The 22,311-nt window shown below is 60.2% G+C and carries 23 protein-coding genes and 1 pseudogene; 11 read left to right on the top strand and 13 right to left on the bottom strand.

Annotated elements, in window-relative coordinates; all coding sequences use genetic code 11:
• The first annotated feature begins 69 nt into the window (after window positions 1-69).
• Entirely contained in the window at window positions 70-1,074 is a 1,005-nt protein-coding gene (gene rpoS, locus HBO09_RS10875; RefSeq protein ID WP_038446486.1) for an RNA polymerase sigma factor RpoS, read from the top strand.
• A gap of 195 nt (window positions 1,075-1,269) precedes the next feature.
• Here rpoS and HBO09_RS10870 read toward each other — a convergent pair whose 3' ends face one another.
• Window positions 1,270-1,479, bottom strand: coding sequence for a cold-shock protein (locus HBO09_RS10870; RefSeq protein WP_002554837.1), 210 nt, complete (start codon window positions 1,477-1,479; stop codon window positions 1,270-1,272).
• A gap of 391 nt (window positions 1,480-1,870) precedes the next feature.
• On the opposite strand from HBO09_RS10870, the gene dcd reads away from it, so the two are divergent.
• On the top strand, window positions 1,871-2,437 hold the full coding sequence (gene dcd, locus HBO09_RS10865; RefSeq protein WP_003219273.1) for a dCTP deaminase: 567 nt from the start codon (window positions 1,871-1,873) through the stop codon (window positions 2,435-2,437).
• Between the two features lie 107 nt (window positions 2,438-2,544).
• A complete protein-coding gene (locus HBO09_RS10860) occupies window positions 2,545-2,742 on the top strand; it encodes a hypothetical protein (RefSeq protein ID WP_029297182.1) in 198 nt (65 codons plus the stop codon).
• A 180-nt stretch (window positions 2,743-2,922) separates the two neighbouring features.
• On the opposite strand, the gene HBO09_RS10855 is transcribed toward HBO09_RS10860, so the two are convergent.
• From HBO09_RS10855 to HBO09_RS10815, 9 genes are all read right to left on the bottom strand, one after another.
• Window positions 2,923-3,687, bottom strand: coding sequence for an ATP-binding cassette domain-containing protein (locus HBO09_RS10855; protein ID WP_169996912.1), 765 nt, complete (start codon window positions 3,685-3,687; stop codon window positions 2,923-2,925).
• Between the two features lie 13 nt (window positions 3,688-3,700).
• Window positions 3,701-4,819, bottom strand: coding sequence for a succinylglutamate desuccinylase/aspartoacylase family protein (locus HBO09_RS10850; RefSeq protein WP_169996914.1), 1,119 nt, complete (start codon window positions 4,817-4,819; stop codon window positions 3,701-3,703).
• Window positions 4,820-4,828: 9 nt separating this feature from the next.
• Window positions 4,829-5,539, bottom strand: a complete 711-nt coding sequence (locus tag HBO09_RS10845) for an ABC transporter permease (RefSeq protein ID WP_169996916.1) — start codon at window positions 5,537-5,539, stop codon at window positions 4,829-4,831.
• On the bottom strand, window positions 5,536-6,264 hold the full coding sequence (locus tag HBO09_RS10840; protein ID WP_169996918.1) for an ABC transporter permease: 729 nt from the start codon (window positions 6,262-6,264) through the stop codon (window positions 5,536-5,538). Before HBO09_RS10840 ends, HBO09_RS10845 begins: the two co-directional genes overlap by 4 nt.
• Window positions 6,265-6,324: 60 nt before the next feature.
• The gene (locus HBO09_RS10835) at window positions 6,325-7,107 is read right to left on the bottom strand and encodes a transporter substrate-binding domain-containing protein (protein WP_169996920.1); all 783 of its coding nucleotides are present in this window, start codon (window positions 7,105-7,107) and stop codon (window positions 6,325-6,327) included.
• A 280-nt stretch (window positions 7,108-7,387) separates the two neighbouring features.
• A complete protein-coding gene (locus tag HBO09_RS10830) occupies window positions 7,388-9,829 on the bottom strand; it encodes a penicillin acylase family protein (RefSeq protein WP_169996922.1) in 2,442 nt (813 codons plus the stop codon).
• 217 nt (window positions 9,830-10,046) lie between these two features.
• On the bottom strand, window positions 10,047-10,691 hold the full coding sequence (locus HBO09_RS10825; protein WP_170060911.1) for a glutathione binding-like protein: 645 nt from the start codon (window positions 10,689-10,691) through the stop codon (window positions 10,047-10,049).
• A gap of 189 nt (window positions 10,692-10,880) precedes the next feature.
• Complete coding sequence (locus HBO09_RS10820) at window positions 10,881-11,075, bottom strand: SEC-C metal-binding domain-containing protein (protein WP_154988615.1); 195 nt, start codon at window positions 11,073-11,075, stop codon at window positions 10,881-10,883.
• Window positions 11,072-11,563 (bottom strand): LEA type 2 family protein, encoded by a 492-nt coding sequence (locus HBO09_RS10815; RefSeq protein ID WP_169996925.1) that lies wholly within the window; start codon window positions 11,561-11,563, stop codon window positions 11,072-11,074. Before HBO09_RS10815 ends, HBO09_RS10820 begins: the two co-directional genes overlap by 4 nt.
• Here HBO09_RS10815 and HBO09_RS29195 point away from each other — a divergent pair.
• A pseudogene (locus HBO09_RS29195) lies at window positions 11,562-11,678 on the top strand (outer membrane lipoprotein carrier protein LolA); the annotation flags it as partial. The gene HBO09_RS10815 and the pseudogene HBO09_RS29195 sit on opposite strands and share 2 nt — an antisense overlap.
• On the opposite strand, the gene HBO09_RS10810 reads toward HBO09_RS29195, so the two are convergent.
• Both HBO09_RS10810 and HBO09_RS10805 read right to left on the bottom strand, forming a co-directional pair.
• On the bottom strand, window positions 11,671-12,159 hold the full coding sequence (locus HBO09_RS10810) for a YchJ family protein (RefSeq protein ID WP_169996926.1): 489 nt from the start codon (window positions 12,157-12,159) through the stop codon (window positions 11,671-11,673). The pseudogene HBO09_RS29195 and the gene HBO09_RS10810 sit on opposite strands and share 8 nt — an antisense overlap.
• A gap of 2 nt (window positions 12,160-12,161) precedes the next feature.
• A complete protein-coding gene (locus HBO09_RS10805; RefSeq protein ID WP_169996927.1) occupies window positions 12,162-12,659 on the bottom strand; it encodes a DUF6231 family protein in 498 nt (165 codons plus the stop codon).
• 191 nt (window positions 12,660-12,850) lie between these two features.
• Between HBO09_RS10805 and HBO09_RS10800 the strand changes: the two genes are divergently transcribed.
• The 3 genes from HBO09_RS10800 (at window position 12,851) to HBO09_RS10790 (ending at window position 14,768) form a co-directional block, all read left to right on the top strand.
• Window positions 12,851-13,546 (top strand): OmpA family protein, encoded by a 696-nt coding sequence (locus HBO09_RS10800; RefSeq protein ID WP_169996928.1) that lies wholly within the window; start codon window positions 12,851-12,853, stop codon window positions 13,544-13,546.
• A gap of 180 nt (window positions 13,547-13,726) precedes the next feature.
• Window positions 13,727-14,017, top strand: a complete 291-nt coding sequence (locus HBO09_RS10795; RefSeq protein WP_169996929.1) for a DUF1145 domain-containing protein — start codon at window positions 13,727-13,729, stop codon at window positions 14,015-14,017.
• On the top strand, window positions 14,010-14,768 hold the full coding sequence (locus HBO09_RS10790; protein ID WP_169996930.1) for a collagen-like protein: 759 nt from the start codon (window positions 14,010-14,012) through the stop codon (window positions 14,766-14,768). The genes HBO09_RS10795 and HBO09_RS10790 overlap by 8 nt, the downstream gene beginning before the upstream one ends.
• Window positions 14,769-14,876: 108 nt before the next feature.
• On the opposite strand, the gene HBO09_RS10785 is transcribed toward HBO09_RS10790, so the two are convergent.
• Window positions 14,877-15,341 carry a CopD family protein gene (locus tag HBO09_RS10785; protein WP_169996931.1) on the bottom strand — a complete coding sequence of 155 codons (465 nt, stop codon included), beginning with the start codon at window positions 15,339-15,341 and terminating at the stop codon, window positions 14,877-14,879.
• A gap of 99 nt (window positions 15,342-15,440) precedes the next feature.
• On the opposite strand from HBO09_RS10785, the gene dinG reads away from it, so the two are divergent.
• From dinG to HBO09_RS10765, 4 genes are all read left to right on the top strand, one after another.
• Window positions 15,441-17,585 (top strand): ATP-dependent DNA helicase DinG, encoded by a 2,145-nt coding sequence (dinG, locus tag HBO09_RS10780; protein ID WP_029297151.1) that lies wholly within the window; start codon window positions 15,441-15,443, stop codon window positions 17,583-17,585.
• A gap of 88 nt (window positions 17,586-17,673) precedes the next feature.
• On the top strand, window positions 17,674-19,938 hold the full coding sequence (locus HBO09_RS10775; RefSeq protein WP_169996932.1) for a beta-galactosidase: 2,265 nt from the start codon (window positions 17,674-17,676) through the stop codon (window positions 19,936-19,938).
• Window positions 19,939-19,991: 53 nt separating this feature from the next.
• Complete coding sequence (locus HBO09_RS10770; protein WP_169996933.1) at window positions 19,992-21,137, top strand: serine hydrolase domain-containing protein; 1,146 nt, start codon at window positions 19,992-19,994, stop codon at window positions 21,135-21,137.
• A gap of 139 nt (window positions 21,138-21,276) precedes the next feature.
• Window positions 21,277-22,293 (top strand): OmpA family protein, encoded by a 1,017-nt coding sequence (locus HBO09_RS10765; protein WP_169996934.1) that lies wholly within the window; start codon window positions 21,277-21,279, stop codon window positions 22,291-22,293.
• The last annotated feature ends 18 nt before the right edge of the window (window positions 22,294-22,311 follow it).

Below are 22,311 nucleotides of genomic sequence, written 5' to 3'. Positions count from 1 at the left end.
GGCTCCAGCGTTGCCAAGGATAAAGGCGTCGCTTGAGCTTGAGGTCGAACTCACCAAAGGACTATAACAATGGCTCTCAGTAAAGAAGCGCCGGAGTTTGACATCGACGATGAGGTTCTCCTTATGGAGACCGGCATCGGTACGGAATCGATGTCGAATGAGGGACCCGCTGTACCTTCAGTTCGTACCAAGTCCAAAAACTCCACAGCGTTAAAACAGCATAAGTATATTGATTACACCCGGGCGCTCGATGCTACCCAGTTGTACCTCAATGAAATCGGCTTTTCCCCCTTGCTCACTCCCGAAGAAGAAGTCCATTTTGCGCGACTGTCGCAAAAGGGCGATCCGGCTGGGCGCAAGCGCATGATTGAAAGCAACCTGCGCCTGGTGGTGAAAATCGCCCGACGCTATGTCAATCGTGGGCTGTCGCTGTTGGACCTGATCGAAGAGGGCAACCTCGGCTTGATCCGGGCAGTAGAGAAGTTCGACCCCGAGCGGGGGTTTCGCTTCTCGACCTACGCCACGTGGTGGATTCGCCAGACCATTGAGCGCGCAATCATGAATCAGACCCGGACCATCCGGTTGCCGATTCATGTCGTCAAGGAGCTGAACGTGTACCTGCGGGCGGCACGTGAGCTCACCCAGAAACTTGATCATGAACCTTCGCCTGAAGAGATCGCCAACCTGCTGGAAAAACCAGTGGGAGAGGTCAAGCGCATGCTGGGTCTTAATGAGCGTGTGTCTTCGGTCGATGTCTCGCTGGGTCCGGACTCGGATAAAACCCTGCTGGACACCCTTACGGATGACCGACCAACGGATCCGTGTGAGCTGTTGCAGGACGATGACTTGTCACAGAGCATCGACCAATGGCTTTCAGAACTGACGGACAAGCAGCGCGAGGTGGTGATTCGCCGCTTCGGCCTGCGTGGCCATGAAAGCAGCACCCTGGAAGATGTTGGCCTGGAGATCGGCTTGACCCGTGAGCGGGTGCGGCAGATCCAGGTGGAGGGTCTCAAGCGCTTGCGGGAGATCCTGGAGAAGAATGGTCTGTCGAGCGAGTCGTTGTTTCAATAACGACGCTTGACCCAATGTGGGAGCGGGCTTGCTCGCGAATGCGCAGTATCAGTCGACAGATGTACCGACTGATCCATCGCAGTCGCGGGCAAGCCCGCTCCCACATTTTTTTGTGCTCGACCATAACGACCGAATGGCAGGCATAAAAAAACCCCGCTTTTAAGGGCGGGGTTCTTTCGACTGAGTCAGTACAAGTTAGATAACTTGAACTTCTTCAGCTTGCATGCCTTTCTGACCGCGGGTAGCGATGAAAGAAACCTGTTGGCCTTCTTTCAGGCTTTTGAAGCCGTCGGATTGGATAGCTTTGAAGTGAACGAACAGGTCGTCACCGGATTGTGGAGTGATGAAGCCGAAGCCTTTTTCATCGTTGAACCACTTAACGGTACCAGTTTGGCGATTAGACATGGTGTATCTCCTTGGACAAAGTTAACTGCGACTCAGGAAAAGCCCTGGCCGAGACTGAGTGCAAAGAGCAGGAAAAATTCTTGGAGATGGTTGGATCGAAATTCAACATATCGTGTAGAGATTCTCAGTGACACAAGCAGCACAGTGGCGCCACCTTAACCCTTTTTCCGGAACGTGCCAATGGTATTTCCGAAGGTTTCTCTATTTTCGTGACTGGCGGTGCCTTTTACAGGCCTGCGGCCCTGTAATTCGGGGGCAGGCTCGCCCTTTGCGGATGACAGTGATCCGGCGCAACTTAATCAAGAAAAACCCCCGCGTCCTTTGAACCGCGAGGCCAGCCCCGGTAAGATGCCCAACAGAATTTTCCACCTCGCTATTCAGGACACCCGCCATGAGCATCAAATCGGACAAGTGGATTCGCCGCATGGCGCAAGAGCACGGCATGATCGAACCCTTCGTCGAGCGCCAGATGCGCGGTGAGGGCGCCGAGCGCCTGATTTCGTTCGGGGTTTCCAGCTACGGCTACGATGTGCGTTGCGCCGATGAGTTCAAGGTGTTCACCAACATCAACTCGGCCACCGTCGATCCGAAAAACTTCGATGAAAAGAGCTTCGTCGATGTGAAGAGCGATGTGTGCATCATCCCGCCGAACTCCTTCGCCCTGGCGCGCACTGTCGAGTTCTTTCGTATCCCGCGCAATGTACTGACCATCTGCCTGGGCAAGAGCACCTATGCGCGCTGCGGCATTATCGTCAACGTGACGCCGCTTGAGCCGGAATGGGAAGGCCACGTGACCCTGGAGTTCTCCAACACCACCACCTTGCCCGCCAAGATCTACGCCAACGAAGGCGTGGCGCAGATGCTGTTCTTCGAATCCGACGAAGAGTGCGAAGTGTCCTATAAGGACCGTGGCGGCAAGTACCAGGGCCAGCGCGGCGTCACTCTGCCACGCACCTGATCGAAACGTCTTACAGAGCAAGGGAATTTGTCAGCGGGCAGGCACTCTATTGGGTGTACTGCCTCGGCGCGTGCACAGCGCGCCGAGCCACGCTTGAGGAGTACCCTATGAAGATCGACCCGCGAATCAGCGCCGAACTTGCCCGGCTTGAACCCAACCAGATTGGTGTTCTGGCCTGGTCCCTGATGGCCGACCCCGCCGCCGGCGGCATCCCTGGCCAGCCTGACCCCGATACCCCGGAACAACCCACCGAGCCTGGCGTGCCGACCCTGCCGGACGAGCCACCACCCGCGCCTGTGGCTTGATATCTGTGGCGAGCGGGCTTGCCCCGCGCTGGGCTGCGTAGCAGCCCTGAAACCTGACACCGCCGTTTATCTGAAGAAAGGTGGCGAAATTATTAGGACTGCTACGCAGCCCAGCGCGGGGCAAGCCCGCTCGCCACACCCACAACAATCCCTTCACCAAGCCTCTGCGTTGTACGCTGTTTATTTCAGGTTGCCACTCAAAAACTGCCGCAAGCGCTCGCTTTTCGGGTTGCCGAGCACCTCTTGCGGTGTGCCTTCCTCTTCCACCAGGCCATGGTGCAAAAACAGCACCTGGCTGGATACCTTGCGCGCGAAACTCATCTCGTGGGTCACCATGATCATGGTCCGGCCCTCTTCAGCCAAACCCTGAATCACCTTCAACACTTCGCCCACCAACTCCGGGTCCAGAGCCGATGTCGGCTCGTCGAACAGCATCACCTCCGGCTCCATCGCCAGGGCGCGCGCGATAGCCACCCGCTGTTGCTGGCCACCGGAGAGGAATGCCGGATACTGCTCGGCTACCCGTGCCGGCAGCCCGACCTTGTCCAGATAACGCCGGGCGCGGTCCTCGGCGTCCTTTTTGCTACACCCCAAGACCCTGCGGGGGGCCATGGTGATGTTCTCCAGCACGCTCATATGGCTCCACAGGTTGAAGTGCTGAAACACCATCGCCAGGCGAGTGCGCAGCCGTTGTAGCTCGGCCTCGTCGGCCACGCGCATCCCGGTGCGGTCGCTGACCATGCGGATCGGCTGGCCATCGAGGCTCATGGCGCCGTCATTGGGTTGCTCAAGGAAGTTGATGCAACGCAGGAAGGTGCTTTTGCCCGAGCCGCTGGCGCCGATCAGGCTGATCACATCACCGCTTTTGGCCTTTAGCGATACACCTTTGAGCACTTCATGGTCGCCATAGCTCTTATGCAGGCCTTCAACGGTCAGTTTGTACATGGGGCGTGCATCCTCAAGGCGATAGTAAATAGCCACTGCGATAGGGGGTAAGGCCGGCGACATGAGCAATCACCATGCCGGCCGTGGCCATGCGCCGAAGCGAACGGGCATACAGCAGACCGGCATGCCGGCAATGAACGGGGCTGATGCGGTCGTGAATGGGGTCGATGACCTCGGCGACCAACTGCCCGGCCTCCAGGTATTCCCCTGGCAACGCGTGAAACACCAGCAGGCCGCCCACCGGGGTGGCTACCGGCTCGACGGCGGCCAGTGGCGTGGCGGGGTAGGGCAAGTCGGGCAGAGGCGCCGGTTCGCCGCTGATGGCGCCAAAGCGGATCAGGTAGTCGATGATCGCCTGGCAATCGAGGCTGGCCAGGCCGTGATTGACATCACCTTGGCCGCGCAACTCCAGGGTCACCGAAAAGCTGCCCTGGGGAATCGCGAAGCGTTGCCCAAACCGTTGCTGCAACTGCCACCAGAGCAGGGTGAAACACTCATCGAAGGATTGCCCGCCGGAGTCAGTGGCCAGCAGGCTGGCTTCGGCGCCGATGTAGCGGGCCAACGGCTCGACCTGCGGCCAGGCCTCGGGTGTGGTGTACAAATGGGCGACGGCTTCGAAGTCACAATGCAGGTCCAGCACCATATCGGCATCACAGGCCAGGCGTTGCAGTACCAGGCGCTGGGATTGCAGCTGCGTGGCCGGTACATGGCGGTCGAGGGCCTGGCGCAGGCTGTCGCGGATCAGCGCGACGTTAAGCCTGGCATCGCCGCCCAGTAGGCCCTCGACCTGATTGCCGACCTCGTCACTGAGGTCGACAAACAGGCGATTGAAATTCTGCCCGCTCTCCAGTTCGTAGCGGCCTAGTGGAATATCCATCAGCACCTGTTCCAGGCCTACCGGGTTGGCTACTGGCACCAGCACGATTTCGCTGCGCAGGCGGCCGGCGGTGGCCAACTCCGCCAGGCGTGCCTTCAAGTGCCAGGCCACCAGCATGCCGGGCAGTTCGTCGGCGTGTAGCGAGGATTGGATATAGATTTTGCCTTCGGCCTGCTCTGGCCCGAAGTGGAAGCTGTGGATCTGCCGTGTGGTGCCAGGCACCGGTGCGAGGATGGGATGAATCTGTTGCCGCATAGGGGCTCCTTAATGGCTAGGCCCGAGAAAGGCCAGCCAACGACGCTCCGCCAGACGAAACAGACCGACCAGGGCAAAGGTCACGGTCAGGTAGATCAGCGCAGCAATACCAAACGATTGGAACGTGAGGAAGGTGGCCGAGTTGGCGTCCCGGGCCACTTTGAGGATGTCCGGGATCGTCGCGGTAAAGGCTACCGTCGTCGAGTGCAGCATCAGGATCACTTCATTACTGTAGTACGGCAACGAGCGACGTAGGGCCGAGGGCATGATCACGTAGGCATACAGTTTCCAGCCGCTCAGGCCATAAGCTTTCGCCGCCTCGACCTCACCGTGGGCCATGCTGCGAATGGCCCCGGCGAAGATCTCCGTGGTGTAGGCGCAGGTGTTGAGGGCAAACGCGAGGAGGGTGCAGTTCATTGCGTCGCGAAAGAACGCATCCAGCACCGGCTGCGCACGAATGGCAGCCAGGCTGTAGATGCCTGTGTAGCAAATCAGCAACTGGATGTAGAGCGGCGTGCCGCGAAACAGGTAGGTGTAAAACTGCACCGGCCAGCGTACCCAGCGGTTGGGCGAGACGCGGGCGATGGATAGCGGGATCGACACCACGAAACCGATGCAGATCGAGGCCGTGAGCAGCCACATCGTCATGGCCAGGCCGGTCATGTGCTGGCCGTCGCTGTAGAGGAAGGGGCGCCAGTATTCCTGTAAGAGTTCGATCATCGCACTGCCTCCCGTACGCCGGCGGCGTAACGGGTTTCCAGCCTGCGCAGGACGAAGTTGGACGCGCTGGTGATGACCAGGTAGATCAAAGCCGCGACCACCAGGAAAAAGAACAACTGATAAGTACTTTTGCCCGCGTCCTGGGCGGCCTTGACCACGTCGGCCAAGCCGATGATCGACACCAGTGCCGTGGCCTTGAGCATCACCATCCAGTTATTGCCGATACCCGGCAGGGCAAAGCGCATCATTTGCGGGAACGTCACGTAGCGAAAGCGCTGTGCGCGTGTGAGGCCATAAGCCGTGGCAGCCTCCAACTGGCCGCGGGGCACGGCGAGGATCGCGCCGCGAAAAGTCTCGGTGAAATACGCACCGTAGATAAAACCCAGGGTAATCACCCCGGCGCCGAACGGGTTGATCTCGATGTATTCCCATTCCATGTAGTCGGTGAAACTGGTCAGCCAGGTTTGCAGGCTGTAGAAAATCAGCAGCATCAGCACCAGGTCCGGCACGCCGCGAATCAGGGTGGTGTAGAGCTGGGCGGGGATACGCAACAGCGCCACGCTCGACAACTTGGCGCTGGCGCCGAGCAGGCCCAGTACTACGCTGACGGCCAGAGACAGCACCGACAGCTTGATGGTCATCCAGGTGCCTTGCAGCAATAGCGGGCCAAACCCTTGCAGGCTGAACGCGCCAAGCCCGAGGGTCTGCAACAGGTCTTCAAACATGGGGTATGCCCTTGGCCATCGATAGTGCGCCCACCCCATGACGGAGTGGGCGCCGCAGCATTACTTGCCGCTGTACAGGTTCAGATCGCCAAAGTGTTTTTTCTGGATAGTGGCGTAGGTGCCATCATCGTGTAACGCTTTGATACCTTTATCCAAGAGGGCTTTCAGCTCTTTGTTACCTTTCGCGATACCCACGGCGGTTTTGGAGGGCAGCATTTCGCTGTCCACCGGCTTGCTGACTTCGTAGTCCGCGCCTTGTGGCGATTTCAAAAAGCCCAGTTCGGCCTGCAGCATGTCCTGGATCGATGCATCGAGGCGGCCCGAGGTCAGGTCGGCGTACACCTGGTCCTGGTTCTGATAGGCCTGGGTTTTCACCCCGGCTTTGTCCAGCACGGCCTTGGCATAGGCCTCCTGGATGGTGCCTTGCTCATAACCGACGGTCTTGCCCTTGAGGGACGCAATATCTTCGCTCAGGCCGGCGCCTTTCTTGAACACGTAGGAAGTGGGGCCGGAAAACAGCTCGCTGGAGAAGTCGATAACCTTCTCGCGGGCCGGGGTTACGGTCATGGACGAAATTACGCCGTCGAACTTCTTGGCTTTGAGGCCCGGGATCATGCCGTCAAAGTCGCTTTCTACCCACTTGCACTTGACCTTCAACTGCGCACAAATGGCGTTGCCCAGGTCGATATCGAAGCCCACCAGGCTGCCGTCTGCGGCCTTGGATTCAAACGGCGCGTAGGAAGGGTCCACACCAAAACGCAATTCTTTGTATTCCTTGGCCAGGGCGGTACCGGCGGCCATGCACAGAGCGAGTGCAGAAAGGGTCAGCAATGCTTTTTTCATTATGTAATCCCTGGAAACCACGATAAGCGCTTGTGGCGCGATTAGGACTGTTACTGAACGGGGTCAGGCAAATCGCAAGTAGCAATTTCTGCACCATAGTTCCGAACGGTCTTTTTAATAGGTGGGATTACGCGAAGGGTAACGTGGCAAGCGCCCGATATCGGTCGCAATAGAACTTCAGCACCATTGCAGTGCAGAACGTTAGGAGCTGGCTTACAGCGCGGCAACGATGTGTTGGCAGGCACACCGCCATCGCTGGCAAGCCAGCTCCTAAATGGGGTTATTTCCCAGGGACCAGAGTCAATCGGGTCTTGCCGTACACCTTGTCAAAGTTCTGCGGCTGCATCGGGAAACTCAGGTACTGCGCTTTGAGCCACGGATCGATGCCATTGGCATAGTACGGGCTGGCAGGGTTGCCGGATTGGCCAATCCCGCCCTGGCCCATCATGGGTTCCGCTTGGCCGAAATCCACAATCATGCGCAGGGCCTGGACTTGGGTGGTGGCGAAATCCTGCCCCCAGTTGTAGGGCGCGGCGTTCAACGTAGTGTGATCGCCCCCTGCGGCCAACGGGCCGCGAAGGGTCTGGCCACTGCTGTTTTTCCAGGTGTAGCTATGCAGTTTGCCCCACTGCCAGGCCTTGTGATCCGTGCCCAGTTGGTTATCGCCGGCAGTGATCGCGGCGGCCAGGCTGCGGGCGAGAATCGCCGGCTTGTCTTCTTTGTTGGGGGTGCGCAGGTCATCCCAAAACGGGCTGTCTTCACGCCCCAACAGATGATCGGCCTGGGCGGCGTAGGACAGGTTGGCGTTGCTGACAAAGGCTTTCCAGGTGGCGCTGGTTTGCGGGCCCAGTTCATCGAGGAAAATTTGCTTGGAGCTTTCCTGCATAAACAGTTGGTAGATCGCAGCATCGCTCGACGTGGCTGCCAGGCGCCCGTCGAACGCCATCAGGCGGCCCAGGGTTTCCTGGGCCTTGGCCCGTTCGACGGCCGGCAGGGCCTCGATCGCCTGTTTCAGAGGCTGAGCCATACCTGGCGCCTGGAACATGCTTTTGAGCTTGGCGGCGAACAGTGTGGTTTGGTCGTATTGCATGGCAATCACGCTACGGCTGTCGTGCTTGCCGTTGCCGGCCAACTGCGCCAGGCGTTCGCTGCGCTCTGGTGCGGCCCAGGAGTTGGACAGTTGCATGCCATAGCCGTGGGGCACGCTGCGCTGGTTGGCCGTACCGACCCAGCCCTGTGGTGGGTCCTGGTCGTAGGGATGCAGCATCGCGTCGGCGAAGCCGTCCCAATCATAGCGCCCGTCCCAGCCAGGGGATGGCAGCAGGCCTTCGCCTTCGCGGCGGTTGGGGAAGCGTCCGGTGACCTGCCAGCCGATATTGCTGGCGTCGGCAAACACCATGTTCAGGGGGATGGCACGAATCTCACGGCTGGCGTCCGAAGCTTTTTCCACGTTCTGCGCCCGGGACAGGTCGAAAAACGCATCCAGGCTCTTGTCGTCCTTGAAATCGGCGGTTTGCAGGGCCAGGCCGTAGCCGCTGGTCAGCGACTGGGCGCTGTTGAGCAACGGCCCGTGGCGGGTTTCGTACACCGCCTCGCGAATCGGCCGCTGGCCCTTGGCGAAGAAGGTTTCGTTACGCACGATGGCCGGCACCCATTTGCCGTTGTGCTCGTAGTACAGCGCGCTGCCCTGGCGTTTGACCTTCTCCAGGAACAGGTCCTGGGTATCGCCGGACACCTGGCTCATGCTCCAGGCCACCTTGCCATTGAAACCGGAAAGTAGCGTAGGTATCCCGGCAATCGACACCCCGACCGCCTGGTATTTCGGCGCGCGGATTTGTACGAAATTCCACAGGGACGGCGCCTGCATCGGCGTCGACAGGTCGTTGGCCAGCAGGCTGCGACCACTGCGGCTGCGTTGTGGGGCGATGGCCCAGTTGCTGGAGGTGGAAACCCCCAGGGTATTGAGGCTGCCCAGGCGCTCGTTGATGCTGTTGAGCGTGGCAAGGCCGGGAATCTGCCCGAGGTTGACGCCCTTGAGCTTGTCGGACTCCGCCATAGGCAGTGGCTCGTCCGGGTAGCTTGGGGTCAGCCAGGCGAGTTTATCGGCGCCGACTTTTTGCGCCAGTACCAGGGCGGACAACTCTTCCTGCAGGTTGGCCGACTCACTGAAATTGAGCAGGCAGAACAGCAGCGCCGAATCCTCTGGCTTCCAGTATTCGGGCTTGTAGCCAGTCTGGGCCAGATCCGTAGGCAGTTTGTCACGGTAGCGGAACAGGTAGGCGTTGACCCCGCGGGCATACACTTCGAAGAAGCGCTTGAGGCGTGGCGACGACGCGTTGTACAGCTCGCTGGCGCTTTTCTTGAGGTTGACCGCGCGCATAAAACGGTCGACATTCAGCACATCCGGCCCGGACATTTCTGCCAAGCGGCCCTGGGCCAGCAGGCGCAGGGTGACCATCTGGTTGATCCGGTCGCTGGCGTGCACATAACCCAGGGTGAACAGTGCGTCGTGGAAGGTGTTGCTTTCAATCAGCGGCATGCCCTGGCTGTTGCGCCGCACAGAGACATTTTGCGCCAGGCCCTTGAGCGGCTGTACGCCGGAAACAGGCGGCAGGGTGTCCTGGCTGTTCAGTGACTGGCAACCGGCCAGGCCCAAGGCACTGGCCACTGCCGCGGCAACGCCGAACCGGGGAAGAAAACGTGAGAGGGCTGGCGAGGCCATGGCAAAGCTCCTGCGGGGGGTAGCGTCAGTAAAGGCGCTACGTTAGTGAGCGCGGCGAACCGACGCAAGCGGGAGGCGATGCTAATTTTTTCAAACACTCACAAACCCCTGTAAGAGCCGGCTTGCCGGCGAAAAACTACCAGGCGCCACGCTTATCCAGGCACCCGGCGTTTTCGTTAACGATCTTCGCCGGCTAGCCAGTTCCTACAGGGTACGATCAGGATTTCGGCGGGTTGACCTTCTGTACCAAATCATAGGCCCGCACCGTCGCCGGGCGTTCCTTGATCAGGTTGAACCAGCGATGCAGATGGGGGAAATCCTCCAGGCGCTGGCCCTGCCATTTGTGGGACACGATCCACGGGTAGATCGCCATGTCGGCAATGCTGTAGGCCTCGCCGGCGACGAAGCTGCGATCGGCCAGGCGCCGGTCCAGCACGCCATAGAGGCGCGCGGTTTCATCGACGTAGCGTTTGATGGCGTAGGGGATCTTTTCCGGGGCGAACTGGCTGAAATGGTGATTCTGCCCGGCCATTGGGCCCAGGCCGCCCATTTGCCAGAACAACCATTGCAGCGCTTCCTGGCGACCGCGCAGGTCCTTGGGCAGGAACTGGCCGGTTTTTTCCGCGAGGTACAGCAGGATAGCGCCGGATTCAAATAGGGAAATCGGCGCACCACCGACGCTCGGCTGTTGATCGACAATGGCGGGAATACGGTTGTTGGGAGCGATCTTCAGGAAGTCTGGCTTGAACTGGTCGCCCTGGCCGATGTTGATCGGATGCACCGCGTAGGGCAGTCCGGCTTCTTCCAGGAACAACGAAATCTTGTGACCGTTGGGGGTGGTCCAGTAATACAGGTCGATCATGAAGCTCTCCATAATTGGTGATGCTTGACCGGGCAGGACGCCCGCTGATGTGCCTGTAGGTATAGGTAACGGTCGACTAGGGAAAATTCAATGAAATATTTAGGTCTATCGATAGAACTGTAGGAGCCGGCTTGCTGGCGATGGCGGTTTGCCTCACCGACCGACAAGCTGGCGCCTACATGCGGCGGATCAGGCGCCGTGGCACTTCTTGAACTTTTTCTCACTGCCGCACGGGCACGGATCGTTGCGGCCAACGTCCTTCAGGGCGTTGCGCACCGGTTCCTGGTGGGCATGGCCGCAGTTCGGGCCGTGGACATGGCCATGGTCGTGATGATCGTGATCGTGGTTGCAGTCAGGGCCATGGACATGGGGTTGCTGAGTCATTGGTGTCGCTCCGGAATAAAATCGGCGGGGATTATCTCGTCATTGCGCATCACGTGCACGTCGTTACCGATGAATAATCCGGTTTTCAGTTCACCTTCCAGGCGATAGGGGATAGGGCGGTCCGGGTTTTTCAACAGGTCGGCGATTTGCCGCACCTGTGGCCACAGGTTGGTGCGCACCGTGATCTTGAAAAATCCCCGGCCATGGGGCGGTATGGTCAGCCACTCGTTGGATTCGCCTTCGGTCAGCTCCACGTCAGCCAGGCTGATCTTATAGATCAAGCCGCGCACGGTGAGGTCCGAGTCGCCGGGGTTATCCACGCGAAAGTGCAGCTTGAACTTCTGCTCCAACAGCTTGGCGCGTACCAGATCGACCTTGATCAGGTGGATTTGCGGTGGCGGCGTGTCATCGGCGAACCAGGACGCGCAGCCCGAGAGGCCAACGGTCAGTGCCAGTAAACAGCTATAGCTTCGTAATCGGTTGACCATGACGCAATCCTTTGTAGGAGCCGGCTTGCCGGCGATGGTCGTCAACGATGACGAGGGCAGTCTAGGTAAATGCGGTGCTCTTGCCTTTTTCGCGAGCAAGCTCGCTCCTACACTGAACCGTTTTGTTTCAAATAGCTGGAACAGCACTTCTTGAACTTCTGCCCACTGCCACACAAGCAGGCATCATTGCGCCCAGCCTTCACCGCCACCGTAGGATCAATAAAGTACCAGTGCCCATCGTTCTGTACGAAAGACGACTGTTCCCGGTGGCTATGTTCGCCAGTGCTGTCATGCCAGCGTGCGGTAAAGGTGACGAAGGCATGCTCCGGCTGCCCACCAAACACCTCGGAACTTTCCACCTCCAGGCCCAACCAAGTGCTCTGCGCGCTCCAGGCCCCGATGGCGTCACGGTCCAGGCCGCTCTGTTGTGCCGGTAGTGTGGTCGCCACCAGATAATCCACCAGCCCCAGCACATAGGCACTGTAGCGTGAGCGCATCAACGCAGTGGCACAGGGCGCGGGGTGGCCGGTGTGGTAATGGCCGCAACAGGCATCCAGCAGGTTGCCGCTGCCGCAAGGGCAAATGGATGTACTCATGGTTACCACCAATACTTTCCGAAGTTTTCCGGGTTGGCCCAGAACCGGGCGTTCAGCCAGTCCGGGACCTGTTTGTATTCAAGCAGATCGTAGGTAAACAGCGTCAGTACCTGATCGTCGCGGCGAAATTGTTCGCTGGTCTGCAGGGCCAAGGAGAAAAAGTCGGTGTCTTTCCAGCCGCAGGCCGCGAGGTCGGCGAGGACGGCGATGCGGCTGGCGTTGAGGTTGCGCACGCCGCCCAGTAGCTCCAATCCTGCACGTTTTGACAGGTGCTCCAGGCAGTCGACCACCAGGGCCAGGTCAAATCGCTGGGCGGCCAGTTCGGCAGGCAATGGTCCAGGCCCTGCGACGCAGACCACGGTGTCAGGGTGGGCCTGCTTGAACGCATCCAGCGCCGGGAACTGCCCGGCACCCAATACCAGCAGGCGTTTGGGCGCTTGGCGATCAAGCAGGGCGGCGAGCGATTGCTGCGGGGTACGGGAAGAATTACCGGCGGTCATCGAAGATCCTCACATCAGAACCGTGAAGACTAGCCTGCTTGAGCGCGCGGGCCTAGAGCGGGCGGCGGCCTGTCGGCGGGGAAAAGCAGCCTGGGCCAATGAATACGGGGGTATGGCGCGCTGGCGCAGATGAAAAGAGCGGTCTTTACTCCACCCATCGGCTTGCGGCCGATCCCCTCAGGAGAAATCAAATGAGCATCATGCGGACAGCTCTACCCTTGGTTCTGCTAACCGGAGTATTGACAGGTTGCGCAGGCTTGCAAAAAACCGATTGGCCCACCTGTGCAGCCCTCGGCGGCGTAACCGGTGCCGCGCTGGGCGCCACCGAAAGCTCTTCATGGGCCGGCGGCGGTGCGTTGTTGATTGGCGGCATGGCCGGCGCTTATTGCTGGGTCCATGGCGACGGCGATGAGGACGGCGACGGCGTGCCCGACAGCCGCGACCAATGCCCGGGCACCCCCAAAGGCGTGCAGGTCGATGCCAATGGCTGCCCGCCAGTACCTGAGGCAGTGGTTGTCGAAGAAGTGGTGGTGGTCAAGGAAGAGACCATCGTGATTCGTGACGTGCACTTCGAGTTCGACTCGGCCCGGCTGACGGCGGCCGATAAAACCAAGCTCGACACCGTTGCCACACGCCTGAAACAGGAGGCGCCGAGTGCCCAGTTGCGGGTCAGCGGGCATACCGACAGCGTCGGCAAAGATGCCTACAACCAGAAACTCTCGGAAAAACGCGCCCATTCGGTGACCGACTACCTGGTCAGCTCCGGCGTGCCCCGCAGCAACTTTGTTTCGGTGACGGGGGCCGGTGAAACCCATCCGGTGGCCGACAACAAAACCGCCGACGGGCGAGCGCTGAACCGTCGCGTGGAAATCCAGATCAACCGCTAGCGCACTGCCCACATGCCCCTGGGTGGTTCCAGGGGCATTTCTGATGGAAGCTTCCGACAATCCTCGGCGATCTGGTCGCCAAGTCGCAGCGTTCTCAAGTTTTTTAATCCTTCACTGGCAAATCGCCCGTAGAACTCGTTACTGTGCGCCCAAAGAATAATGTGCAAGGGGGCGTAGGGCATGAAGCTGTTGTTGCGATTGGGGAAGTTGCTGGCGTTGCTGTTCTGGGGCGTTGTGCTGATCAATCTGTTCAAACCGCTGACCAATCCATTTCATCTATTGGTCAACCTGGTCGGCATCCTATTGTTGCTGACCCACCTTCTGGAGTTGGTGCTATTCAACGCCAGCGTCAAACATCGTGCCCACCCTTGGCGTGACCGCCTGCTGATCCTGCTGCTGGGGATGTTCCATATAAAGAGCCTGCCTGCGCCTACGGCTGATCAAGACAATAAGGATGGCAATCATGCGTAAGGTTATTCTCCTGGCCCTGCTGGTCAGCCCCGTTGCCCTGGCCGAAAGCGTCAGTGTCGAGACCAACTCGTTGCTGCGCTTGCCCAACAGCACCAGCGTGCTGCAGTTGGAACGCCTGGAAGTGGCCGACTATGGCACCTTGTTGATTCCGGCAAATATCACCCAGGTCACCGTCGACGAACTGCACCTGGGCCGCGAAGCGCGGATCGCCATTGTGCCTAGCGCCTCGGCCCTGCAATTGCAGGTGCGGCATGCGCAGTTGGAGCATGGCAGCCAGATCACCTCCCGGGGGGCGCCCGGCACCCATGAAAAGCCGGCCAAGCCAGGGCGTGACCTGACGTTGCGGATCAATGCATTGGATGCGCAGCTATTGTCTGTCGATGCCCGGGGTGGCACCGGCGCCCAAGGTTATAGCGGCCTGGACGGCGCCAATGGCGAAGACCCAGGGTGCACGTGGGGTTCGGCTGGGCGTGGCGCCAATGGCGACAACGGTGGCGATGGGCTGCCGGGGGCCGCGGGGGCGGCAGTGCGTATCGAATTGCCGCAGGATTATCCGAGTGAGCAGATTAAGGTCTGGGTCGACGGCGGTGCAGGCGGCTTGCCGGGTGTTGCCGGCAAACCGGGCAAGGGCGGGCAGTCCAGGGGGTGCCTGGTGTACCGCGCCGATGGTGGCGAGAAAGGCCGTCCCGGTCTGGAAGGGCAGGCTGGGCCTTCCGGACCTGCCGGTACGGTGACCATCCAACGGCTTTGAGCTATAGGCACTGGCCCCATCGCGGGCAAGCCCGCTCCCACACTTGATTTACGAACCGATTCAAATGTGGGAGCGGGCTTGCCCGCGATGAGGCCCTGGAGAACACCCTCAGAACATCGGCCGAGCCGAGGCAACCGCCACCACCACCAACCCAACAATCAGATTGATCCCTACCAATTTTCGGATTTTCCCCAACACCTGCGCGCCCGTCGCCCAGTCCTCGGCTGCCACTGCCGTGCGCAGTTCAGGCAGTTGCAACGCCTGGATGCGGATAAACAGCGCCGTCATCACCACATACAACCCCATCATCACCTGCACATAACGCGGTGCGGTCTCAAACCCGCTGAAGCGCAGTTGCAATAGGCCGACGCCACTGATCGGCAAGATCAGCACCGCCACCCAGACCCACACGAAAAAACGTGGAAACACATTCATCCACAGTTTCAGCCGCGCCGGCCCCTCAAGCGCCGCCACAACGGCCGGGCGCAGGATCATCCAGGCGAAAAACATACCACCGACCCATACCAGGGCGGCCAATACATGCAGGGTGTAGGCAAGGCTAAAGACGGTCATTGAGGTACTCCGTTCTGCGCGGGATTAATTAGCGGGGTATGATAGCTGCCGATCCGAACCACTGAAAATTTATCCAGCGTTTTTTGCGCCCGACTATCCATGATCAGCACTGAACTCAAAACCACGATCCAGGGCGCCTACTCGCGTTTTCTCGAAGCCAAGAGCTTGAAACCGCGTTACGGCCAGCGCCTGATGATCGCCGAAGTGGCCAAGGTCCTCGGGGATATCGACACCGACGACGAAGGCCGGCGCAGCGGCGACCCCGCGGTCGTGGCCGTCGAGGCCGGCACCGGTACCGGCAAGACCGTGGCCTACAGCCTGGCGGCAATTCCTACTGCCAAGGCGGCCGGCAAGCGCCTGGTGATTGCCACCGCCACTGTCGCCCTGCAAGAACAGATCGTCTACAAAGACCTGCCGGACCTGATGCGCAATAGCGGCCTGAGCTTCACCTTTGCCCTGGCCAAGGGCCGTGGCCGCTACATGTGCCTGTCCAAGCTGGACGTGCTGCTTCAGGAAGGCCACGCGCAAACCGCCACGGCCTCGCTGTTCGAAGAAGAAGGCTTCAAGATCGAAGTCGATGAGGCCAGCCAGAAGCTGTTTACCAGCATGATCGAGAAGCTGGCCGGCAATAAGTGGGATGGTGACCGCGACAGTTGGCCCAATGCCCTGGAAGACGCCGACTGGGCGCGCCTGACCACCGATCATAGCCAGTGCACCAACCGTCATTGCCCCAACTTCGGCCAGTGCGCCTTCTACAAGGCCCGCGAAGGCATGGGCAAGGTTGACGTGATTGTCACCAACCACGACATGGTCCTCGCCGACCTGGCCCTGGGCGGCGGTGCCGTGCTGCCCGACCCGCGTGACACGCTGTACGTGTTCGACGAGGGCCACCACTTGCCGGACAAGGCCATCGGCCACTTCGCCCACTACACACGCCTGCGCTCCACTGCCGACTGGCTGGAAACCACCGCCAAGAACCTCACCAAGCTGTTGGCCCAGCATCCGTTGCCGGGCGACCTGGGCAAGTTGATCGAGCAGGTGCCGGAGTTGGCGCGGGAGATCAAGACCCAGCAACAGTTCATGTTCAGCGCCTGTGAGCAAGTGGCGGACTTCAAGCCCGGCGAAGACGTCGAAGGACGCGAACGGCCACGCCATCGCTTTGTCGGCGGGCTGATCCCCGAGCATATGCGCGAGATGGGCGTCGAGTTGAAGAAGGGCTTCTCGCGCCTGACCGACCTGTTCACCCGCCTCACCGACCTGCTCAAGGAAGGCATGGACGGCGAGGTTAATATCGGCATCGCCAGCAACCAGGCCGAAGAGTGGTACCCGCTGTTTGGCAGCCTGCTGTCACGGGCCCAGGGCAACTGGGAGTTGTGGACCGCCTTCACCGTCGAAGATCCGGAAGACAATCCGCCCATGGCTCGCTGGCTGACGCTGTCGGAAAGCGGCGCGTTGTTCGATATCGAAGTCAATGCCAGCCCGATCCTCGCGGCGGAGATGCTGCGGCGCAACCTGTGGAACGTGGCCTACGGCGCCCTGGTGACCTCGGCCACCCTGACCGCCCTCGGTACTTTCGAGCGCTTTCGCATGCGTGCCGGCCTGCCGAAAAAAGCGGTCACTGCCGTGGTGCCCAGCCCGTTCCATCACGCCGACGCCGGAGTGCTGCGGGTGCCGGACCTCAAGGCCGACCCGCGGGATGCGCCGGCCCACACCGCGGCAATCATTCGCGACCTGCCGTCCCTGGTGGAGGGTTCCAAGGGCACGTTGGTACTGTTCTCGTCACGTAAACAGATGCAGGACGTATTCGACGGCCTCGACCGCGATTGGCGCAAGCAGGTGTTTATCCAGGGCAACCTGTCAAAACAGGAGACTCTGAACAAGCACAAGGCGCGGGTCGATGGCGGGGATTCCAGCGTACTGTTCGGCCTGGCGAGCTTTGCCGAAGGTGTGGACCTGCCTGGAGCCTACTGCGAGCACGTGGTGATCGCGAAGATCCCGTTCTCTGTACCGGACGATCCAGTCGAGGCCGCGCTGGCCGAATGGATCGAAGCCCGGGGCGGCAATCCGTTCATGGAGATCTCGGTACCGGATGCCTCGTTGAAGCTGGTCCAGGCCTGTGGCCGCTTGCTGCGTACTGAAGAGGACCGGGGCACCATCACCTTGCTCGACCGCCGTTTGGTCACTCAACGCTATGGCAAGGCTATCCTTAATGCCTTGCCGCCTTTCAGGCGCGAAATTTCCTAAGCCACAGTGGGCGAATTCGCCCACTTCGTGGTCTATCTCATATATGTCATCAGGCCATTCACCGGCCGATTGGGAGAACCTTGTTCGTATGATCCGCACGCTGCCTGCTCTTTTTGCCCTACTGTTCGCCACGCCATTGCTGGCCGCGCCGGCTGGGCAACAGACGCTGTTCAACTTTGTCCGGCCGGCCGATGTGGTCAAGGTGGCGACCCAGGACGCCAGCCTGCCGCAGTACAACGCCGAACAGACCCCGGAAGGCGAGGTGCTGCGCCGCATCACCTTTAACCCGGCAGCGGAGCCGAGCCTGGTGCTCAGCCCGCAGAGTGGGGTGTGGGACTGGTCGCAATCGAGTGCCATGAGCCTGCGCATCCAGAGTGCGATGGACTGGGCGCTGACGTTGTACGTCAAGGTGCAGAGCAGCGACGGCAAGACCCTGGTCAGCCGTATCGATTTGCCGGCGGGGCCTGCGCAAACCCTGCTGGTGCCCCTGCAAGCCAACTCGCCCTTGAGCCAGGGCATGAAGGCCGGGCCGCCGATGCCGATCACCGTGGAGGGGCAGCGCGTGATGCTGGCCGGTAGCGCTGGCGAAATCGATCGTAGCCAGGTGGTCTCGGTCACTCTGTCAATGATCAAGCCGGCTGCGCCGCAAAGCATTCTGCTGGAGCGCTTTGGCGTGCAGGACAGCGAGCCGGTGCTCAAGGCCGCCTACAGTGAACTGGTGGACGCGTATGGGCAGTCCAACCGTGCGCGCTGGCCAGAAAAAGTCAGCAGCGACGAGCAATTGAAAGCCGCTGCCGCCAAGGAACAACAACAACTCAAGGGCTGGCTCGCAGAGCGTGACAAGAGCGCCCTGGACAAGTTTGGCGGCAGCACCAAGGGCCCGGCCTTTGAGGCCAGCGGCTTCTTCCGCACCGAAAAACGCGACGGGCGCTGGTACCTGGTGACACCGCTTGGGCATCCGTTCTACTCGCTGGGTGTCAACACGGTGAGCCCGGATAACAGCCAGACTTATGTCGCGGGGCGCGAATGGATGTTTGGCGCACTGCCCAAGGCGGGCGAGCCCTTCGACAAGTATTACGGCAGCGGCGACAACCGTGGCGGCAATGGCGCCGATGTAGGGCGCGGCTTCAATGTAGGGCGCTGGTACGACTTCTACGGTGCCAACCTGCAGCGCACCTACGGCCAGGCGTGTGACCCGGCAGCAGAGGCGCAGCCCTGCACGGCCCAAGGTTTTGACCAAGCCCGCTGGACCGGTCACACCCTGGATCGCCTGCAAGCCTGGGGCTTCAATACGATCGGCAACTGGAGCGCTCCGCAGTTGGGTGACGCCCGTCGCGTGCCTTACACCTTGCCTCTATCGATCATTGGCGACTACACCAGTATCAGCACCGGCATCGACTGGTGGGGCGGCATGCCCGATCCCTTCGACCCGCGCTTTGCCATGGCCACTGAGCGGGCTGTGGCGATCGCCACCCGCGACCACCGCGACGACCCCTGGTTGATTGGCTTCTTTGCCGATAACGAACTGGCATGGGCCGGTCCCGGCGATGATGCGAAATCCCGCTACGCCCTGGCCTACGGCACCCTGCGCATGACTACGGATGTCCCGGCCAAGCGTGCGTTCCTCAAGCAACTGCGCGACAAGTACCGCAACGAAGATGGCCTTTCCAAAGCCTGGGGTATTCATCTGGCTGGCTGGGAATTGATGGAAGATCCAGGCTTCGAGCCGCCGGTTCCCAATGCCGAGCATCCGGAAATCGAGGCTGATTTCCAGTACTTCCAGAAAACCTTCGCCGACGCCTACTTCAAGACCATCTCCGATGCGCTGAAGTGGCATGCGCCAAACCAGTTGCTGTTGGGTGGCCGCTATGCGGTCAGCACCCCGGAGGCCGTGGCGTCCTGCGCCCAGTATTGCGATGTGTTGAGCTTCAACATGTACACCCTCAAGCCCCAGGACGGCTACGACTTTGCGGCCCTGCGTGCACTGGACAAACCGGTGCTGATCACCGAGTTCAACTTCGGCTCCGCCGACCGTGGCCCGTTCTGGGGCGGTGTCACGCAATTGGCCCGTGAGGAGGCGCGCGCCCCGGCTTATGCGGCCTTCCTCAAGCAGGCGATGGCCGAACCGTCGATTGTCGGTGTGCACTGGTTCCAGTATCTCGACCAGCCAGTAACCGGGCGTTTGCTCGACGGTGAAAACGGCCATTTCGGCTTGGTGGGGATCACTGATGTGCCGTTCCAGGGCTTTGTCGATAGCGTGCGTAAAAGCAACCTGACGACGATCCAGCAATTGGGCGCAGAGGCCGAAAAAGCCAAGGTCGCCCATGCCGCAACGGGTTCCCAAACCCAGTAATGACTGGAACAATGGGCGCCACTTAAAGCAGGTCTTTTTCGAGGGGGATACAGGTGCAGATTCAGGGTCATTACGAGCTTCAATTCGAAGCAGTGCGTGAAGCCTTCGCCGCATTGTTCGACGACCCTCAGGAGCGCGGCGCCGCGCTGTGTGTGCAGATTGGCGGTGAAACGGTCCTCGATCTGTGGGCTGGTACTGCCGACAAGGACGGTGCCGAAGCCTGGCATAGCGACACCATCGCCAACCTGTTCTCCTGCACCAAGACCTTCACCGCTGTCACCGCCTTGCAACTGGTTGCCGAAGGCAAATTGCAACTGGACGTCCCCGTTGCCAACTACTGGCCTGAGTTCGCGGCGGCGGGCAAGGAAAGCATCACCCTGCGCCAACTGCTGTGCCATAAGGCCGGGTTGCCAGCGTTGCGTGAGACATTGCCCGCTGAGGCCCTGTATGACTGGCCGTTGATGACGGCTGCCCTGGCCGCCGAGGCTCCCTGGTGGACCCCCGGTGAAGGCCATGGCTACGCCGCCATCACCTATGGCTGGCTGGTCGGGGAGCTGCTGCGCCGTGCCGACGGGCGTGGGCCGGGGGAGTCGATTGTGGCTCGGGTTGCTCGCCCGTTGGGCCTGGACTTTCATGTCGGGCTGGCGGACGAAGAGTTCTATCGTGTCGCGCACATTGCCAGGGGTAAAGGCAACATGGGGGATGAAGCTGCCCAACGGCTGTTGCAGGTTACCCTGCGTGAGCCCGAGGCAATGAGCACCCGGGCGTTTACCAATCCGCCTTCTATACTAACCAGCACTAACAAACCCGAGTGGCGTCGTATGCAGCAGCCTGCGGCAAACGGGCATGGCAATGCACGCAGTTTGGCCGGGTTTTATAGTGGTTTGTTGGACGGAAGTTTGTTGGAAGCCGATATGCTTGAACAACTGACCCGCGAACACAGTATCGGGCCGGATAAAACCTTGTTGACGCAAACCCGCTTTGGCCTGGGCTGCATGTTGGACCAGCCGAATGTGCCCAATGCCACGTTCGGCCTTGGCCCACGTGCATTTGGGCATCCTGGGGCGGGTGGTTCCGTGGGCTTTGCCGATCCGGAACATGATGTAGCATTTGGTTTCGTGACCAATACTCTGGGGCCGTATGTACTTATGGACCCGCGTGCGCAAAAGTTGGTAAGAATATTGGCCGACTGTCTGTAAATAGCTTGCTGTATGGCGTTTTTTTGTTAAAAAGGCACCTACAAAAGGCGCTTGAAAAGTATTGTTACTTTAAACTTCGTGAAGCGTCTGTTTAACGGGTCATCCAGACCCCTGTGTTTTCTCATTTTGTGGATATCTCATGTTATCGAACAAGTCCTTGGCACTGGCGCTCTGCCTCACTATTACTGGCTGTGCACAAACCCCACAAAATGATGCGTCTGGCGAGCATTGGTGGTCATTCGGGTTCGACAAGTCGGCGTCCAAGGACGTTACCGCCAAGGCCGATGCCAAAGCGGCTGACGCCAAGGCTGATCTCAAGGCCGATCTGAAGGCGGCAACGCCTGCTCCTGCTGCCGATGCCGCTCCGGTAGTGGCCAAGGCTGAAAGCGACACCAAATGGTGGTGGCCTTTTGAAAGCAAGCCAAAACCCCTGAACAAAGTCGATGTGACCAACATCCCGATGCCAGACCCGAAAATTACTCAGGCCTGGCTGGATGACTACGAGCCGCGCCTGCGCGCCGCGATCAAGGACAGCAACCTGCAGCTGGAACGTCGCGACAACGTGCTGGTGGTGATTGCCCCGGTCGATGGTTCGTACAACCCGAAGCGCCCGGCGATGTTGTTGCCGGTGACCCTGGGCCCGTTTACCCGTGTCGCCAAGGCCGTTGAAAAGGATCCGAAGACTGCCGTGCTGGTCCTCGGCCATATCGACACCGTGCAGAACCAGCCCTTGACCAAGGAGCGTGCCCAGTCCATCGCTTCGATCTTCAGCCTCAGTGGCTTGAAGCAGGACCGCCTGATGTTGCGTGGCATGGGTGACCTGATGCCACGCGCCGCCAACGACAGCACCCAGGGCCGTGCCCTGAACCGTCGCATGGAAATCATGTTCACCCAACGTACAACCATGCTGGCACTGTTGAGCAAGTACAACTCGCCAAACCCGCCGAAGCCTGAACTGGTCGCGGTGCAGGACGTCGTTGCTCCAGCGCCGGTCGCCAAGAAAGCGGTTGCCGCCAAGAAAGCACCTGCCAAGAAGGCCGCCGCCAAGCCAGCCGCGAAAAAAGCCGCCGCCAAGCCTGCTGCCAAAAAGCCAGTTGCCGCCAAGGCTGCAACGCCAGCGAAAAAAGTCGCTGCAAACGACCAGGCGAAAAACTGAGTAATTGAGCCAGAAGGA

Origin of the sequence: Pseudomonas sp. WS 5027, from assembly GCF_012985695.1 — a bacterium.
In the GTDB taxonomy this organism is placed as follows: domain Bacteria; phylum Pseudomonadota; class Gammaproteobacteria; order Pseudomonadales; family Pseudomonadaceae; genus Aquipseudomonas; species Aquipseudomonas hygromyciniae.
The sequence above is the reverse complement of the archived record's forward strand: the minus strand, read 5'-3'. Positions and strand labels throughout refer to the sequence as shown.